The organism is Pandoraea cepalis, from assembly GCF_902459665.1.
In the GTDB taxonomy this organism is placed as follows: domain Bacteria; phylum Pseudomonadota; class Gammaproteobacteria; order Burkholderiales; family Burkholderiaceae; genus Pandoraea; species Pandoraea cepalis.
Genome location: NZ_CABPSL010000030.1, coordinates 19,834 through 37,253, shown reverse-complemented (window position 1 = coordinate 37,253; position 17,420 = coordinate 19,834). Strand labels below are relative to the sequence as shown.

The following is a 17,420-nucleotide window of genomic DNA, read 5'->3' as shown; positions in this document are numbered from 1 at the left end:
ATTTTCGTACTCCCGTCGACTACGAGGCCGCATTGCTTACCGCATGACTTGCTGTACGTGAAAACGAGGCAGGGTCAAATCGCCTATGCATATAAAATCGTCAATCTGCCAAGCTATCGCGGACCCGTTCCAGGCACCCTTTCACTTCTTGTGCCAGCTCACTAATGCCAGGCCGTTCGACCAGTTGCAACACCGCCGTAGGATCCATGAAAGCGACGACGACCTTACCATGGACGTCCTCGCGAACGACGACGTTGCAAGGTAGAAGCAGTCCGATATCCGGGTCGATCTCAAGTGAGCGGTGCGCCAGAGGCGGATTACAGGCACCCAGAATGCGGTAGGGCCGCCCCTCTATGTTGAGTTTGGCTTTCATGGTGGCTTGCACGTCGATATCGGTGAGGATGCCAAACCCTTCCTTCTTCAAGGCGTCTGTAACCTTATCAACAGCGGCGTTGAAAGGTAGTTTTACGTAGGTAGAGAATCCGTACATGGTGACAATCCTTTCCCGTCTCGGTGATGAAGGTGGAACCCACGCACGGGATGCAAAAGCTCGTGAAGCTACAAAGTCATGTTGACGCTACAGTATGCGATGCAGCAAAGAGTCGCTGTTGACATAGATCAAGCAAACATAAAACCTGATGTGGAGCGATCAGTAACGCCGGCTGCCAGCGGCGGCGCACAACTAACGCACTTAGACAGCCGATGCTCAAGGTCGAGGTGAACCACTGGCTGAAGAAGGCAAACAGGAGGGAAGGCGTCGACGCAACGAGCTGAGAGGACTGCAATCTTTGAATGAACCCGGATTGGCCGAACAACTCCACTAGTAGCTGGATCGCTCATGGAAGTGATTCAGGCTATGAAGAAGGTCTACCCGGTAAAGCTAGTTTGTCGGCTAGCAGGGGTCGCCCGTAGTAGCTATTACGCTTGGAGCGTGCGCTCAAACCCCTTGAACAAGGATTCTCAGTTGTTGGACATCATGCGTCGAATTCATCGGGAAACGAGGCGCGATTAGGGCCGCCTCCTTTACGACAGATAATCTTTGCATTCATTCGTATACTCGTTAGAATATACGAATGAACAAACGATCTATTAAGAACGCCTTGTACGAACAGGTCGCCCGGATAGGCAAGGCCGTCTCGAGTCCCAAAAGGCTAGAGCTGCTGGAGCTGCTCGCGCAAGGGGAAAAGACGGTGGAAATGCTTGCCAGCGAGCTCTCGGTCGACATAAAGCTCACCAGCGCCCACCTGAAGGCGCTCAAGGAAGCCCGTCTGGTTTCTTCCCGGCGGGAAGGCAAGTACGTGGTTTATTGCCTGAGCGGCAAGGACGTAGCCGCGTTGTGGGTGATCCTGCGGGAAGTGGCCGAGGAGCACCTGCTGGAGCTTCGCCTCGCGCTTGAGCAGATGATGGCCGACCCGGCAAAGCTCACCTCCGTACGACGAGAGGCGCTGCTGGAGCAGGCGCGCCACGGTGACGTCATTGTCATCGATGTGCGCCCACTGTCGGAGTATCAGGCGGCGCACCTGCCCTTTGCCCGATCAATGCCGGTGGCAGAAATTGAACACCGATTGGCTGAACTACCCACCGACAAAGAAATCGTCGCCTACTGTCGTGGCCCATTCTGCCTCATGTCCGATGAAGCTATGACACTGCTGGCTTCACGTGGATACCGGGTCCGCAAGATGTCTGATGGTGTAAGTGAGTGGCGGGCAGCGGGCCTTCCGCTTGAGGCCGTATACGGCGAATGAGCCGAGCTTCAACGAGGACATAACGATGTTTTTCAGGCAACTGGCAACTAAAGAATCATCGATTTCGTACTTCTTCGGCTGTGGTGGCGAGGGCAAGGCCGTCGCAGTGGATGTTGTCGCAGGTGACCAAGAGTGGTTCATCGACGAAGCAAAAAAGGCCAGCGTCACGATCACCCACGTCGTCGACACCCATGTCCACGCCGACCATTATTCCGGTGGGCGGGCGTTAGCGCAGGCGGTGGGTGCACGGTACTGCTTGCATGAGTCGAACCAGTCTTTGGTGAAATACGAATTCGAACCCTTACGAGATGGACAGGTCCTCGACATTGGGAACGTCAAGATCAGAGTTGTACACACGCCCGGCCATAGCCCGGACAGTGTTTGCCTGCTGGTCACCGATATGCGGCGCGGCGAAGCGCCGTGGTTCGTTATCACCGGCGACACGCTGTTTGTCGGCGCGACCGGCCGGCCGGATCTAGCCGGACAGGAACGTGAAATGGCGGCCTTGCTGTATGAGAGTCTTCACGCCAAGCTACTGTCCTTGCCTGACGACATCGAAATCTTTCCGGGCCACCAGGCCGGCAGCGCCTGTGGTGTAGGGTTGTCGGGCAAGCCATCATCGACCGTCGGTTTCGAAAAGCGCTGGAACCCTGCGCTAACGATGGACAAAGCGACCTTCGTCGACTATCTAACGACCGAGATTCCGCCACGGCCCGCCGACATGGAAGCGATGGTGCGCTTCAATCTCGGTTTGGAGACCTAAGACATGCACGCAGCCCCCGTTCGCCTCGGGTTACGTGAGAACCTTGGTCAATTCTCCCTGCTACTACTCGTCAATGCTTTCGTTGGCGCGATGGTAGGGCAGGAACGCAGTATCCTCCCGGCCATTGCAGAACAAGACTTTCACATCGCAGCCAAGGCCGCGATTCTCTCCTTCATTGTCGTCTTTGGCGTCACCAAGGCGCTGACCAATTACTTTGCAGGACGTCTTTCCGACCGATTCGGCCGCAGGCATGTATTGGTGGCCGGATGGCTGGTTGCGGTTCCCGTGCCCTTTGCTTTGATGTGGGCACCCGACTGGAATTGGATGGTCGCAGCCAACGTGCTGCTGGGCGTAAGCCAGGGACTGACGTGGTCCACCACGGTCATCATGAAAATCGATCTGGTCGGGCCTAGGCAGCGCGGTCTCGCGATGGGGCTGAATGAGTGTTCCGGCTATCTTGCGGTCGCCGGCAGTGCGCTCGCCACTGGCTGGATCGCAGCACACTTTGCGCTCAGGCCCGAGCCTTTTTATCCGGGTGTCGTCTATGTGGCTGCGGGACTGTTGCTCTCTGTCCTCGTCGTTCGCGAAACCCGCGGTCATGTCACGCATGAGTTACGTGCGCATCATCGCGCCATGGCTGGCGAGACGAGACTCACACAAGGCGAAATCTTCCGCCGCACCTCCCTCACGGATCGCAATCTCTCGAGCGTCAGTCAGGCAGGGCTTGTCAACAACCTGAACGACGGCATGGCCTGGGGCTTGTTTCCGCTGGTCTTCGCTGCGGCTGGCATGTCGCTGGCGCAAATTGGCATACTTGCTGCGGTCTATCCGGCGGTCTGGGGCATCACGCAGATTTTTACGGGCGCGTTGTCCGACCAGATCGGGCGAAAATGGCTGATCGTATACGGAATGTGGCTCCAAGCCATGGGCATCGCCACCATCGCGCTGACCGCCCGGTACCTGGTCTTCGGGCTGGGTGCAGTGTCGCTCGGCATCGGGACGGCAATGGTTTATCCGACCCTGCTTGCCGCCATCGGTGACGTAGCCGACCCGGCCTGGCGCGCTTCCGCGGTAGGTGTCTATCGGCTCTGGCGTGACCTTGGCTATGCGGTCGGCGCGTTGCTCGCGGGCTTCACTGCTGATTTGTTCGGTGTCGCCGCAGCCATGTGGCTGGTCGCGGCCTTGACCTTCCTGTCCGGCGCAATCGCGGCAGTGCGGATGCGAGAAACCCTTGCAAGGGGAGAAGCATGAACGGGGAGGACACGCCCGCCGCCTTCGCGGCGGCGCCGATCACAGCGTTTCATGAAAAGCGGACGATCGTCGGCGTTCGATCCGCGGACGCGAGGGCGACCCGAGCGCCTTACCGTTGCGTGTTGGCACGCGCGGGTCAGGAAACGGTGAAGGGGCCAACCGCAAGTCCATGTTGGAACGCCGAAAATCTGGGATCTGGGGGGGGGCGACATGATGGGCTACGGTAGTGGATTGGGCGGGTGGGGTATGGGTTTCGGCGTGATGTTCATGATTCTGTTCTGGCTTTGGGGAAAGGTCGTGGGTGACAGGACGACGGCGAGAACACGCTTGCGTTTAATAGCAAAGAAAGTGCAAAACTGCGCGACGAAGCTGAGTGTCCGCCCTTGTCGAAATTGCTGAAGAAACATGGAATTGGTGCTCCAGTCCGTCCAGAATCACTTGCGCAGGTTACGTCATGGGAGGCAGAGTCATATCCCGGTTAGAAAGACCGAGCCGCAGTGGCATCACACATGCAAAACGCATGGCAACGCTTGTGCTGTACCGCGATCCAGAACAGTTAAGCAGTGGCTGGGCGTCGACGCTTATAGTCGCGCCCAGCGTTTGCAAAGACACGCTCTGGCGATGGCCCGATCCATTGCGGGTCGATCCCCCATGCACGGATCGTCGCGAGTATCTTCGACACGCTGAAATCGTCCGGTAGCTGCTGCTTACTGCAAAACTCCCCCAGTGCCACCCCGCGATGCCATTCGATGCCTGCGTTGATGACCGACCGCTTTATATGCGATGTACGGGCACCGGGCTGCGCTAACGTCCAAAGCAGTCTGCGCAGGTAAAAATGCCAAGCAGTCTCTGTCCAAGCTTCCAATTCGCGTTCAAATTCCGGGAAATCTTTAGTATCTGCGAGACACTTCCCCTTTTTCCAGCCGATCAGGATTAGTAGCTGGTTTCGACTAGCTCTCCTAGGCCGCTCTTGGGACTCGTATATCTTGCTCACCATTTGCCGGAGCCTTTGAGCCCAGAATGTGTCATCAGGATGAGTTCCCGGGATCGAATATTCGGCTCGCGTGGCCTCACGCTTGATCTGTTTAGCAAGGTGCTTTTCAAGTTTCACGAGCGCCTCTGCATCCTGGCGAAGAAGGCGCTTCATAATGCCGTAGTGCAGTTGCCATAAGTGGTCCAGACTACACTGAGGAATTTGGCTGGCCGCCATTTGTATCTGCGACATCAAATCTTCGCGCATGTCTTTGGCCACAGAGCTATCGAGTCGCCGACGGACCCTGGGAGAAATCGAGGGAATCGAACTGCTTACGAACTTGTGATATTGGGCGAGAAACCGATCTGCATCTTCGTAAATGAAATACGACAAAAGCAAGTGCCGGCCCAGTGGGGCTTCCCATGTTGACCCCGGAGTCAATGTCTGAAACCATCCAGACAGACGCTCGCTGCGGTACGCCGGGTCGACATGCGTGACAAATGAGTCTCCAAAGTGTGAGATCAATTCACGGGTGACCGCGGTTCGATCAACGCGACCTTTATGGACCATACCCAAATTGTCGAAGCCACTTTTATACAATGCTACTAAACCTTCTCGCGTTAATTCGGGACTGTTTGATGCGAGAAGCTTCGATGTGAAGATTGCGAAATCGGCATGCCTAGTCTCATCGGGCGATTGAACACCCGTGGACGTTTCGACTACCAGTTTTGCTTTACATGCCGAACACCCGAACCACGGTACTAAGACCAAATCATTGACGCGCTCGAACGGACACCGGCACTTAAGGCATCGATCTAACAAAGCCGTTCCGTGGCGGAAGCAACGCGAGATGCCAGGGATTTGATGTGCGCTTCGAATGGCTGGAGTGCCGTAGTCGGCTTCGTCCTCGCTCAGACAAGCTGGACACAAACGGGTCCACCCAGATTCGGCGACCATCCGTTGTGGAAGCGTACGCAGAGCTCGCTCAATACTCGCACGTTCGTTGGCAGCAGACAGCCGTGCTCCCGAAAACATCGCGAACAGGGGAAATAAAGTACAGTCACGCAAAAACTGGCGCATCCCGTCAACCATGTCTCCCTCAAAGCGGCCGGCCAGCGCGCTCATGAACGGTGATACCCAAGAGGTGAGACGAAACGGGCCGCGTTGGAACAGTTCCATGTAAGTATCACGCGTCGTAGGATTACCGCTGGCGACGTGATAACGCGCGACTTGCGAAACGAAGCTTTCCCCCGGGATTGCCGGGGAACAAAGCGTTAAGGGCCCGAGGGACTTGCTGTCCGAATAGTCTTGCGCGGAGGTCCCGGCAAAATTTGAATCGAACGTCTTTAATGGTTTTGCCGGACGCGGCGCCATGCTTGATTCCATCTCAATAGTACCGCTTCAGGTCTCCGCGGGTTCCCGCCGGGATGGGACAAACATATTTGTCAAAGGACAAACATTATTGCAAAGGGACAAACATATTTGTAATTCATCAAGTGGCTTATAAATAAGTGCTTTGAGTAGTAGCATTTTGATTTTCCTATCATGGGACATCTACTTTTTATTACCGCGTCGTCGACCGATGCAAGCGGTCTGCAACGGTGACAACATCACCCTGTTGGTCCTCGATCAGGTAGCAATTCGTCAAGCTGCCAAGTCGATCGACGACCTGCACGCCCAGGTTCCGACACATGCGTGTTCTAGCGGCCGTGCTGAAGTACCATCGGCAGGCGCTCCCGTTGCGGTCGGTCGCGCCATACTCAATTAGCCATTGGGCGATTGCAGGGGGAATTCCCCGCTACTGCATTCTCGTGCTCGCATGGATGGTGATCATCACGAAGACCTCTTGTTCTAATTCACGGTCTCGCTGGTCGACCCCGTTATTCCATTTGGATGTCGCGCAGGCCTTGTTCCACAGCGGAAAGTTCCGCGCGCGCGCGAGCTTCACGCATGCGAAGCACCAGTAATTCTCCAGGCAGGCGCAGCACGTTTGCGAGCGCCTTCATGGTGTTTGAATCGCGCATCTGCGCTTCCTCGACCGCGAACGACTGTCCGCCGTTACCGGCAGCTACTAAGGAAAGCCCTAGGTCCCCGATCCTGGCGACAAGCTCGCTTCCATCCTCGCTGCGGCTAAGAAATTGCAGCCGGGCATTCATCATCCCCCACAACTCTTCGGGATCCGCGAAGCGGCGCTTGGCCAAGTCAACGTCGCCGTCGCTCTGATAGCGCGTGATGGGGATATATCGCTCTTTAGAGAGCAGCCATTCTTTGGCGACATCCAGTTCAAATCGGGTACGGCCGTCTTCTTGGATAGCTATCAGCGCATTCGCGCGCTTCGGATTTGCTGCCGCACGAATGCTCATCTCTTCCATGCCTGCTAGCAGCGCAAGTTGCCGCACGGTCAAGCGATCGTCAAACGCCGCCTCGTCTTTGGTGTTCGCTCGGCTGAAGTGAAAAAACGACTCACCGCCCTCCAGAATATTTCGCGCATTGGCCAACTCGGCGACGAGCACACACCGTTGCGCCGACTCCAGCGTCTTGCGTCGGTACTCGTTAGACCAGAATGCCGCGGTCTGACTTTGCAGGATGTCGAAGAGAATCGCTGCCAGCCAGTTGTATATGCTTTCCTCCCCCATGAATTCGGCGCTTTCGTCGAGCCTGCCAAAGTAGGCATAGTGGTAGAGGCGCTCCATCTCCACGGCGAGGTCCGTTCCGCGAATATCGTCGTAGGTCAGGCCGATTTCCGCTGCATCGCCCCCAAGGCTCAAGACGGCGGTGCGCGGTGTGCGCTGAAGCACCCGATGCACCGGCTGCTCCCCAACCATCCAGGCCAGATTGCCAAGCTGGAATAGATACATTTCTACAAGGTCTTGCCTTAGAATTTCTATCGGCGGCGGGGAAAGAAAACCGGTTGCAAGCTGAGATGTGATTTTGTTCATGACCATATCGTGCATATCATCGATATGGCAACTGTAATCACACGGCTCACATTTGTCAATCGTGCATATCGACAATATGCACGTATGCTGCCGACGGTCGCTGATTTCGCGCAACCCGGGTCAGCAATGCCCCACAGGGCCAGCACATCCACATGTGACACTTGGATAAATGAATCTCACAAGATAGAGCCGGCCGCAATACCCCCCCGGATAAGGCGTTCGTCGCGAGGGATGCCTGGCGATCGATGTGCGGGATAGATTCGCTCACGCCGAGTCATTGAAGTGGTAAGTAGGTTGATCAGCGTGCACGGAGCGCCCCGTTATCTTCGGTCGGACAATGGGCCGGAAGCCGACGGACAACGCCTATGCGGAGTCATTTAACGGCTCGTTGCGCGACGAATGTCTGAATACACATTGGTTCGACTCGATTGAGCATGCCCAGACGACCATCGAGGCGTGGCGGATTGACGACAATGAGAGTCGGCCTCACATGGCTCTGGGCAATATCCCGCCTGCGGAATTTGCTTTACAGGCGGGCATTTGAAGGAGCCGTTCAGGCTCAAGGCGCCGGAAAACTAACATTCAAACTGGCCCGAAATAGCCAAGCAGATCAAGGCGCCGGAAAACTATCATTCAAACTGGCCCGAAATAGCCGAGCAGATCACGGGGCCATAAATCTCGAGACCCCAGTGGTACGAAAAAAGCAGTCAGGTCACAAATTCTGCGCGAAGCAAATCGAGATACGAACCCCGAGGTGGCCAAGCGCAATGGCGCGTGCGAAGCGTCGATTTACGCCTGGCGCTAACGGCTCGGCGAGATGGTCAGCGATGACGTCAAGCGACTCAAGACGCTTGACGTCGAGAACGCGCGGTTAAAGAAAACGGTGGCTGAGCGCGATCTTGAGATTGAGGTCATGAGGGTGACCACCTCACGCGCGAATTCGGATTGCCGCATATGAGCTGGGCATTTCGGCTCGACGCCGACGACGCGCAGTAGAAAAACATCCGCGAGCCGTTTGTGACTTGGAAGTTGGTCGACATCAGGAAGCACACCCAATCCGACGACACACCGATTCGCCTGTGGCAATTTCGTACGGTGAACAACATAGGCGGGAGGCGCGGCGCGCTAGCGTCGCTGGGCCACTGGCACACCACATCGCTGGAAAAAAAAACGGCGCTTCCGTGGAAGGGCCGCTTTTTTTTCGACGATCGCTTTACTATTGTGTCTCACATGCCCGAGATCTGGTCTCGTGTAGCGACGACTGAGCTATGTGTCTTGCGGAACCATTCCTCCGGCGCAAAATCCGTGGAGGGCAAGTGTTCCTCGGCCCCGCCGATGGCAACCGCCAGTTGTGGATAGACGCTTCTCATTGCCTCGGTCGCATGTTCCATCCAGTCGGGCATGGCCTCAACCGGAACGCGCGAGATTTTCCTGCCCTTCACCTCGATCACACCGTGTGCGAGATCCCGGATCATCGGCAAGCGCGAACTACCTCCGGTGAGAATGACCTGTAGCTTCACCGGATCACGGGCCAGGTAGTCGAGATAGCTTTCGTTCACGTCGCTCAATGCGTCGACGAAGCCCTTCTGCAGCAACTGGGCGAACAACTGTACCCGACGATCATTGCAGAACTCTTCGCGCGTAAAGGAACCGACGGTTCGGTCAGCCAGCGTGTACTCGAGGGTTCCCGCCGTAAACAAAAGCTCCTTGAGAACGCGAATGCGCCGGCGCAAGTCCGCTTCGATCATCGCGCCGTGCGTGCTCTTGGGATCGAATCCTTCCCGCTGCCCGATGAACGCCTGCAAACACTGGTCGATCTTGTCTCCTGCCTGACCCGATCCTTTGATCGATGGCGCGACCTGGATGACCTTCGGCTCATCCATATCCTGGTTACGAAGCGCTAGAAACAAGCCGAAGTCGGTGGTGCCAGCGCCCGCATCGACGACCATGTACGCGTCAATGCGATTCTCGCTGCTCTCGACCGCCGCCGCCGCGACGGCGACCGGTTCCGGCACGCCGTCGCCGATGAGAAACTCCGGACGGTGCTCCAGCTTTCTGACCTCATCGACAGCCGCCTTAAGGCGCCGGATATCGATGCCGCCCTCCCACTGCCCGTGAAATGTGTCGGCAAGGATCTGTGCCTCGGACAACAGGCGTCCCATCAGCGTGTCGACCCAGGCTGCTTGTTGTGCATCGCGGCCGCAGGGACGCGCATAGCGGCGCTTCATGAAGCGTCCGAGCGGGGCGCCTCCAACTGGCAGGATTGTGAGTTGCGTCGTAGCAATGTCCGTGAAATACGCCAGATAGATACGCAGAAAGTCACCTTGCGTCAACCTGGTGGGACCGGGATTGAGTGCCTCCGAAAGAACCAGGGTGTCGATATTGACTTGGTCCGCGAAGCTAAGCCAGCTCTTGATCGAATCGAGTCGCTGGCGACCGGCGTCCACCATGCTCTCGCTACGGTCGATCGCTTCGAAGCCGAAATAGACTTTGCCGTCGTCGACGAAGATCGATGAGGGCAGCGTGAATCCCTCGCTGCCCACTGCTCGTCCCAATTCCAGTCCGAAGTGCCTGCGTCCGTTCGTGGCGCATGCCTTCGATGAGGCCGTGCCGAAGTCCAGACACAGCAGATACCCGGGGTCGCTCGGTGCGCCGACATGCAAGGCATCGAGCACAAGTTCTACGGTCTCCGGCTCGTCGAGTTCCGGCGGCTCGATCGATAGGTTCGCCCCTGCCGACGACTCGATTGCCTCGGGTTCGATAACCTCTGGCTCGTCGTTCAGTTCGTCCGCTACGGCCTCCTCGGCTTGCTTAACCACTCTGGCGACATCGGCAGATGCCACCTTCGCAACTTCTGCGGAAGTGGATGAATACGCCGTCAGGACGCGAAGTGCGACCTTTAACGCTTCTTTCTCCACGTCCGAGACGGAGCCGACCGGGCCGTGCTCGACGCGGTCGATCAAACTCGAAATCAAGTAATACGCAATCTTTTCGTCCATTTTTTCTGGTCTCCGTCACGCATACACACATTCGTTTTCGACACGTCCTGACAGACAGGTCTTATTCGACAAGTCCTTTCAGGATCACTTCCCTGATATCCCCGTTTTCGCGAATCCGAACGATGGCAGGCTGCTTCACCGTCATTCGGCTTCGCGGCGTCGCGCCGACGATCTCAAAAAATTTCGGCGCGACATCGATTTCCTCACCTCGATTCCCGTACAGGCTGATCCCGCGCAACCTGGCCACCTGTTCAATTTCCACGGCTGACGCGTTCACCGTGTCGAGCAGCGCCCGCGTGGCGCCCGTCAGATTCGGCTCATAGATCTCCAGGCCCGACAGAAGCGGCTCGCGCAGACCGGCCGCCATCGCTCGCGCCTCGCGCACGGTTTGCAGCGCCAGTCCTATGCTCGCGCTCGCGTTCGCGTTGCTTGCCACAATTTCTTCGGCGGCATAACTGGAGAGCGTAGAATCCGTGTCCCGCTCGCGTGAAAGCCATTTGCGCACGGATTCGTCGAGCTCGATATGCCGAGCAGCCAGTGACCTAGATATCGCTCGGGCGCGCTCCGGGTATTTGCACAGAATGTCGAGTTGATCGAGAAGTGACTGATCGCGCCGCCCCTGGCGGCCGAGCAGGATCAGCGCTTCGGAGACGTCCGTGATCAGTTTGCCAAGCGCGCCGGCCAGATCGTCCGGCCAACTGCTGGAACGCCAGAAACGCTTGGCCAACGTCACTACCCGATACGTGGTTGCGTCCGCCACCACGGAGAACCGCGTGCGTACGATGTCGTGCAGCACCAAAAGCGTCTCGCGGACCAGTTCGATCTTCGCTTTCTCGTCGTCCGGCCGGCCCGATGCGGAGAACGCGTCTTCCACAACGGCATTCAGCGCAACGCCGATTTCCGTGCCGGCCTCGATATCGAGTTCCGGCAGACAGGCGCGCAAGGCGCTCAACGTCCGCGTGAGCCGGCGCGCCACGGTATTCGCGGGAGAATCGGTCGAGGGCCGCAGCGTCTTGAAGCGCGCAGCGAGTTTCGCGATCGCGGCGGCCAGCGTTTCGCTGCGAACCAAAAGTGCCGCCATGAGTTCGGCGCGCGCTTTTTCGCCCTGCTCCTCCTCGACGATCGATGTCGCCAGATAATCCACGAGCCATTCGCGCTGGAAATGCGACAAGGCGCGCGCGAGGTTCAGGCGATCGTCCGCCTCGTCGAGCAGGCTCATCGGCGGCAGTTCGGACACGAACGCCGGTTCCAGAGCGGCCATGATTTCCGGCTGCCAGCGCTTGACGACCTGACCTAGGCGCATGATTTCGGCGATGGCCAACAGGCGAAGACGCGGCGTTTCTTGCGACACCGCATCGATAAGCGTGAGACGTTTGCCCTCGAGAATTTCCGGTGCATCGGCGAACTTCGGTAGGAATTTTCCAGAGATCAACGCCGTCAACGCGATTTGTCGAGACTCCGGAGACCGCGCCTGCGCGAACTCCTGGAGGTGCTTCCAATTTACCTCAGGGGCTTGATCGTTACCGGGCATGGCATGACAACCTAATCAAAAAATGTAGCGCACATTGTTTCCCGCGGACGATTCGGAGTCAATCACGGCGACGCCAGCGAAATTGGAATGCGCGCGTGGAGGCGCTTGGTTCGAATGGCATCTCAGGCACGATGACGATTCGGCAACGTCGCCCAATCGTCGAATCGACGGACTCAAGGGCAAGGCGTTACCACCTGCATAAGATGAGATGACGGACGCAGGTTCGGCTCCGGAAAGCACCCTCGGGGACAAATGGCCGAACCAGTGGACTTTTGGCCAAAAGCAGGGGCATCTGCTCAGGCTAGGGTGCGGAATCGAAACGTTCTCCGTCCTGTTCCCTGACGATTTCGTACCAGCGCTTGGCCGGTGCTGAAAGTGCTACCGAACTCTCGACTTCCTCGACGGCTGCCGCAGCGGCGTTGCCAAGCACACTGTTGGCCATCTCCCGCTCCAGAATCGCTTCCAGCGAAAAGCGCCGGTTTCCGTTCTGACCAGCATCAGGTGCGGCAGGCGCTTGCTGTTGCGTTCGGCCCGATCCCAGAACAGATGGTTTGGCAGCGATGCTGCCTCGGCGATTTCCTTCGCCGTGCGGTAGTGATTTGCGGCCTCGGCATCAAGGCCTTGACCCAGGATCGCATCCGGCTCGGCGGATTTGAATTCCCGGTTGATCCCGAGCAGCGCCATCAGGTGCTGTGCACTGCTGCGCTCCAATTCCAAGATGTCGGCTTCGTGGTAGCGGATGTGGCGGAACAGCTTATGCCAGACCGGCCCTTCGTTATCGAGCCGCCAGCGTCGCAGCGTCTTGATGCTGACCTGCCAGCGGTCGGCGAGGTGCTTTTCGGTCATCACAGGGTAGTGCATTTTTTTCTTCTCCATGACAACGCTGTTCGCCACCAAAGCCAAGCCTTACGGCGTGATGCCCGCGGAGGCGCTGCCCCTCGGCGCGGGCCTCGGCCAGCAATTGGTGCCAGTCATCCGGAGGATGACCACTCTCCAGCATTTTGCGGAACACCCGGCAGGCATCGTTAATGCTCTCATAGGCGCGCTTGGTGTCCTCGTCGTTGACCCAAGCGAACACGATCACCTTGCTCGGTGCGTGGTAGCGGAAGAAGAGTTGGTACTGCTGAAAGAACTTGGCCCTGAACCAGTGCTTGTGGTCGCCGCTGAGGGTGTTGCCCTGCCGGCATTCCGGCCGTGGCGGGTCTTTCGGGATGACGTCGAACGCCAACTTTGTTATCGCAGCCAGTCGCTTGCTAGCGTTCTTCTTTACGTACCCGACTGGGTTCTTTTGCTTGAAGGCCTTGACCTGCCGGGGAAGAGCATCAAGCTGAGTCAGGAATAGCGGGTGAGCAAAGATTGTCCAGGCTTGAATGACCAAGGGCGCTGCCTTGCTCAAGCTCATTCATCGTCCGCCGACAATGGGGCATCGAGATCGACTTCGATGCAGCCGGCCAGCGATTGGAGGCGCCGCACAAAACTGACATCGACGACCTGGAGTCGCTCAGGCTGGCTGGCGATGTCGCGAGCCAGGAAGCCGAGGAACTTGCCGAGCACCGGGTCGTCTTCCTCGGAGGGCTCGGCGCGCGTCAAAACGACCTCGCCGCCAGGGCTAATGGTGTAGTGGATCTTGTCGCGCTTGCCCAGTTGGAGAGCGCGGCGCACGGTTTCCGGCACCGTGGTCTGGTAGCGGTCGGTCAGCGTGGATTCGACTTCGAGGGTGGCCGCCATGGCGCTCTCCGGTCAAAAGGGATGGATTTCCCGCATGGCAATGCAATCACCTTACCTTTTCAATCCGATTGCATTGCCTGCTCCTGTTGTCATCCTGCCCGAGGACTCCGATGGCCAATGGCTACCAGTTGCCCCTGTAGAACCCATCGCTTCTTGTTGTCCTCCTGATCTGGCGGATGTCCGCGAAAACGGCCGAATGATTTAAACCAGGAACAAAATAGCAACGCCCTCCTCTCCGTCTCGGAAGGTGGACGCGGGTTCGGTTCCGGTGTGCACCACTCGCGGACAATCAGCCGAAACATTGCTAACCCGTTCGAAATCCGGGACATTCGTTCGGACGACTGATGGGAATCGAGCCCTTCTCCGTCCATCACCCCGACCAACTCGCACTGACGCGATACACGGCCGGGAACCTCGGGATTTGGGCCGACTTCTCGATCGGTGGCACCTTGAGCGTCGGCGGCTACTGCCGACGACAGCACCGCTCGCGACGACCATGATGCAACGCTTGACAAAAATGACGCAAGCATGATTGAATCTGGGCTCATCTTGAATTGGGTCGACGCCCAAGCCAACCTGCCTTCCCGGGCAAGGTGGATCGCGAAAGCAGATGTGGCTCTGAACAGAGCAACTAATCGGGCAATGCGTCGACCCTCCTATTATCGGAGGGTTTTTTTGTTTGACGATGACCCCAGCCCGACATTTCGCTGGACTGCGCTGAAGCCCGATACAGCAGGTTTATCAATAACTTACGCGCGTCCATCATATGCCGGTGCTTTCCGAAACCTGACCCGGCTTCCGCTCTCGCGGCCCCTATGTGGCTCTTGGAAACCGGGTCTTTCCGAGGAGTCATCGTGGCCAAGATCAAGCTCACCAAGACCGCCGTGGAGACGGCGCAACCCCAGGCGCAGGACATCGAACTGCGGGACACCGTGGTGCCCGGCTTCCTGTGCAAGATTACCCCGGCGGGCCGCCGGGTATTCATGCTCCAGTACCGCACGAACGCGGGCGAGCGTCGCAAACCTGCCTTGGGCCTGTTCGGGGAACTGACCGTCGAGCAGGCCCGCGTCATGGCGCAGGACTGGCTGGCTGAAGTTCGCCGGGGCGGCGATCCCGGCGGCGCCAAGGCCGAGGCGCGCAAGGCGCCCACGGTGGAGGCGCTGTGCCAGAAGTTCATGGAGGACTACTCCAAGAAGCGCAACAAGCCCAGCACGCGGCGCGGCTACCAGGCCGTTATTGATCGCTGCATTGTTCCGCTGCTCGGGCGCAAGAAGGTGCAGGACGTGAAGCGGCCTGACGTTGCCGGGCTGATGGAGAAGTTGGCCTACAAACCCGCCGAGGCGAACAACACATTCGGCGTGCTGCGCAAGATGTTCAACCTGGCCGAGGTGTGGGGCTACCGCCCCGACGGCACGAACCCGTGCCGCCACGTTCCGATGTTCCCGCCCGGCAAGGAAACCCGGCTCATCGTGGACGACGAACTGGCGCTGATCTTCCGCCATCTGGAGAAATTGGAGGCGGAAGGACTGGAGAACTACGTCATTCCGCTGGCGATTCGCCTGCAATTCGAGTTCGCGGGCCGCCGCTCCGAAATCTGCACCCTCGAATGGAAGTGGGTTGATTTGGAGAACCGGCGCGTGGTGTGGCCGGACAGCAAGACCGGTGGCCTCTCCAAGCCCATGAGCGCGGAAGCCTATCGGCTGCTTGCGACGGCACCACGCCGGGAAGGCTGCCCTTACGTCCTGCCGTCGCCCAACGACCCGGACAAGCATTTGACCTTTGGCGAGCACTACGGTGGCTGGTGCCGGGTGCTCAAGGCCACGGGCGTGGCTCATGTCGGCACACACGGTATCCGCCACCGATCGACGACCGACATTGCCAATTCGGGCGTGCCGACCAAGGTGGGCATGAAGCTGACAGGCCACAAGACCGTGGCGATGTTCATGCACTATGTCCACACCGAGGACAAGCCAGTGCGCGATGCGGCCGAGCTGGTGGCCAGCCGGCGGCAGGCCATCACGGGTGCGCGCCAGCCTGCGGAGGCGACAGCATGAACAGCACAAAATCGCCCGCAGTGGCGGCCAAGGCTGCCGCCTTGCCTGCCGGCTACGCCGGCATCCACGGCGGCATCGTAGAACTGCTTGACGCTGCACGCCGTGCAACAGCGCGCAGCGTCAATGCGCTGATGACGGCCAGCTATTGGGAAATCGGCCGCCGCATCGTGGAGGCCGAGCAGCAGGGCAAGCGCCGCGCAGGGTACGGCGAGCAGTTGATCGAACGGCTGTCTGCCGACTTGACTGCGCAGTTCGGGCGTGGGTTCAGCCGCCCGAACTTGCAGCAGATGCGGTCGTTCTTCCTGACCCGGCCAATTCGCCAGACAGTGTCTAGCGAATCTTCTCTAGCGCCGTCGCAAGGGCATTTCCTGCTGGCGCAGGGCCGCCCTGGGCGGCTGGACGAACTGGCCCATGTCTTCCCCTTGCCGTGGTCGGCCTATGTGCGGCTGCTGATGGTCAAGGACGACCACGCGCGCCAGTTCTACGAAGCCGAAGCCCTGCGCGGCGGCTGGAGCGTGCGCCAGCTCGACCGGCAGATCGGCAGCCAGTTCTACGAGCGCACGGCGCTGTCGAAGAACAAGGCGGCGATGCTGGTCAAGAGCGCCGTGCCGAAGCCGGATGATGCCGTGACGGTCGATGATGCGATCAAAGACCCGCTCGTGCTGGAGTTCCTTGATCTCAAGGACGAGTATTCGGAATCCGATCTCGAACAAGCCTTGATTCGACGGCTGGAAGATTTCCTGCTGGAGTTGGGCGACGGCTTCACCTTCGTCGGGCGGCAGCGCCGCTTGCGCATCGACCAGACGTGGTATCGCGTCGATCTGCTGTTTTTCCATCGGCGCTTGCGCTGCCTGGTCATCATCGACTTGAAGCTCGGTGCTTTGACCCATGCTGATGTGGGCCAGATGCACTTGTATTGCAACTATGCGAAGGAACACTGGACGTTCCCCGAGGAAAATCCGCCCGTGGGCCTGATTCTCTGCGCCGACAAGGGGCACGCCTTGGCGCGGTACGCGCTGGAAGGCTTGCCCAACAAGGTGATGGCGGCGAACTACAAGATGGTGCTGCCGGATGCCGAGGTGCTGCAAAAGGAACTGGAGAACACGCGGCGGCTGATCGAATCTCGCGTGACGGTGCCTCCCAAGAAGCGCAAGCAATAACCGGGCGTCCCGGCGTGCCGCCGTCGGGCTCGCGGGCTGCGCCCCGCGCTTCGTGCCGAATCGCGGCCATCCGGCTTTGATCCCTGACGCCTCCGGCCCTCTCGGGCCTGCGCGCTCCGCTTGCCGAAAGCCGGGTGCGTGGGTGGTTTGAGGGAGCGGTCTTGCTGTGTCCCTTCACCGTATCACGGCGTTCTCGCCGTCAATGACTGCGCGTGCAGGCACGCTTGCGGCCTGGCGGCCGTCTTCGATCTTTGACTGCTTGCGCTGCGCCGTGAGG

Annotated in this window: 13 protein-coding genes, 3 pseudogenes and 1 riboswitch; of the genes and pseudogenes, 8 read left to right on the top strand and 8 right to left on the bottom strand. The window is 58.7% G+C overall.

Going from position 1 to position 17,420, the window contains the following annotated elements; genetic code table 11:
* Positions 1-100: 100 nt before the first annotated feature.
* Entirely contained in the window at positions 101-490 is a 390-nt protein-coding gene (locus tag PCE31106_RS23210; RefSeq protein WP_150564819.1) for a DUF302 domain-containing protein, read from the bottom strand.
* Positions 491-826: 336 nt separating this feature from the next.
* Between PCE31106_RS23210 and PCE31106_RS24435 the strand changes: the two are divergent.
* The 4 genes and pseudogenes from PCE31106_RS24435 to PCE31106_RS23195 all read left to right on the top strand — a co-directional run.
* Positions 827-1,006, top strand: a pseudogene (locus tag PCE31106_RS24435) (IS3-like element ISBps2 family transposase); the annotation flags it as partial.
* Between the two features lie 67 nt (positions 1,007-1,073).
* Positions 1,074-1,745, top strand: coding sequence for an ArsR/SmtB family transcription factor (locus PCE31106_RS23205; RefSeq protein WP_150564818.1), 672 nt, complete (start codon positions 1,074-1,076; stop codon positions 1,743-1,745).
* Between the two features lie 25 nt (positions 1,746-1,770).
* Positions 1,771-2,508, top strand: a complete 738-nt coding sequence (locus PCE31106_RS23200) for an MBL fold metallo-hydrolase (protein WP_150564817.1) — start codon at positions 1,771-1,773, stop codon at positions 2,506-2,508.
* 3 nt (positions 2,509-2,511) lie between these two features.
* The gene (locus tag PCE31106_RS23195) at positions 2,512-3,759 is read left to right on the top strand and encodes an MFS transporter (RefSeq protein ID WP_150564816.1); all 1,248 of its coding nucleotides are present in this window, start codon (positions 2,512-2,514) and stop codon (positions 3,757-3,759) included.
* A 556-nt stretch (positions 3,760-4,315) separates the two neighbouring features.
* Here the strand turns inward: PCE31106_RS23195 and PCE31106_RS23190 are convergent.
* Together PCE31106_RS23190 and PCE31106_RS23185 are read right to left on the bottom strand one after the other, a co-directional pair.
* On the bottom strand, positions 4,316-6,106 hold the full coding sequence (locus PCE31106_RS23190) for a TniQ family protein (RefSeq protein ID WP_174975409.1): 1,791 nt from the start codon (positions 6,104-6,106) through the stop codon (positions 4,316-4,318).
* Between the two features lie 506 nt (positions 6,107-6,612).
* Positions 6,613-7,671 (bottom strand): hypothetical protein, encoded by a 1,059-nt coding sequence (locus PCE31106_RS23185; protein ID WP_150564814.1) that lies wholly within the window; start codon positions 7,669-7,671, stop codon positions 6,613-6,615.
* Between the two features lie 346 nt (positions 7,672-8,017).
* Here PCE31106_RS23185 and PCE31106_RS23180 point away from each other — a divergent pair.
* A pseudogene (locus tag PCE31106_RS23180) lies at positions 8,018-8,215 on the top strand (integrase core domain-containing protein); the annotation flags it as partial.
* Positions 8,216-8,897: 682 nt separating this feature from the next.
* On the opposite strand, the gene PCE31106_RS23175 reads toward PCE31106_RS23180, so the two are convergent.
* The 5 genes and pseudogenes from PCE31106_RS23175 to PCE31106_RS23155 all read right to left on the bottom strand — a co-directional run bounded on the left by PCE31106_RS23175 (position 8,898) and on the right by PCE31106_RS23155 (position 13,929).
* Positions 8,898-10,670: an Hsp70 family protein gene (locus tag PCE31106_RS23175; protein WP_150564812.1), complete on the bottom strand. Its 1,773-nt coding sequence runs from the start codon at positions 10,668-10,670 to the stop codon at positions 8,898-8,900.
* A gap of 61 nt (positions 10,671-10,731) precedes the next feature.
* Entirely contained in the window at positions 10,732-12,201 is a 1,470-nt protein-coding gene (locus tag PCE31106_RS23170; protein WP_150564811.1) for a hypothetical protein, read from the bottom strand.
* Between the two features lie 378 nt (positions 12,202-12,579).
* Positions 12,580-13,077, bottom strand: coding sequence for a MerR family transcriptional regulator (locus PCE31106_RS23165; protein WP_254441294.1), 498 nt, complete (start codon positions 13,075-13,077; stop codon positions 12,580-12,582).
* 46 nt (positions 13,078-13,123) lie between these two features.
* Positions 13,124-13,603, bottom strand: a pseudogene (locus PCE31106_RS23160) (type II toxin-antitoxin system YhaV family toxin); the annotation flags it as partial.
* Positions 13,600-13,929 (bottom strand): type II toxin-antitoxin system PrlF family antitoxin, encoded by a 330-nt coding sequence (locus PCE31106_RS23155; protein WP_150564809.1) that lies wholly within the window; start codon positions 13,927-13,929, stop codon positions 13,600-13,602. The gene PCE31106_RS23155 and the pseudogene PCE31106_RS23160, both read right to left, overlap by 4 nt.
* On the opposite strand from PCE31106_RS23155, the gene PCE31106_RS23150 reads away from it, so the two are divergent.
* From PCE31106_RS23150 to PCE31106_RS23140, 3 genes are all read left to right on the top strand, one after another.
* Positions 13,928-14,134: a hypothetical protein gene (locus tag PCE31106_RS23150; RefSeq protein WP_150564808.1), complete on the top strand. Its 207-nt coding sequence runs from the start codon at positions 13,928-13,930 to the stop codon at positions 14,132-14,134. The genes PCE31106_RS23155 and PCE31106_RS23150 overlap by 2 nt on opposite strands.
* A 334-nt stretch (positions 14,135-14,468) precedes the next feature.
* A riboswitch (SAM-I-IV-variant riboswitch) is annotated at positions 14,469-14,574 on the top strand.
* 209 nt (positions 14,575-14,783) lie between these two features.
* On the top strand, positions 14,784-15,983 hold the full coding sequence (locus tag PCE31106_RS23145; RefSeq protein WP_103245827.1) for a tyrosine-type recombinase/integrase: 1,200 nt from the start codon (positions 14,784-14,786) through the stop codon (positions 15,981-15,983).
* Positions 15,980-17,143: a PDDEXK nuclease domain-containing protein gene (locus PCE31106_RS23140; RefSeq protein WP_103245826.1), complete on the top strand. Its 1,164-nt coding sequence runs from the start codon at positions 15,980-15,982 to the stop codon at positions 17,141-17,143. Before PCE31106_RS23145 ends, PCE31106_RS23140 begins: the two co-directional genes overlap by 4 nt.
* Positions 17,144-17,420: the final 277 nt, after the last annotated feature.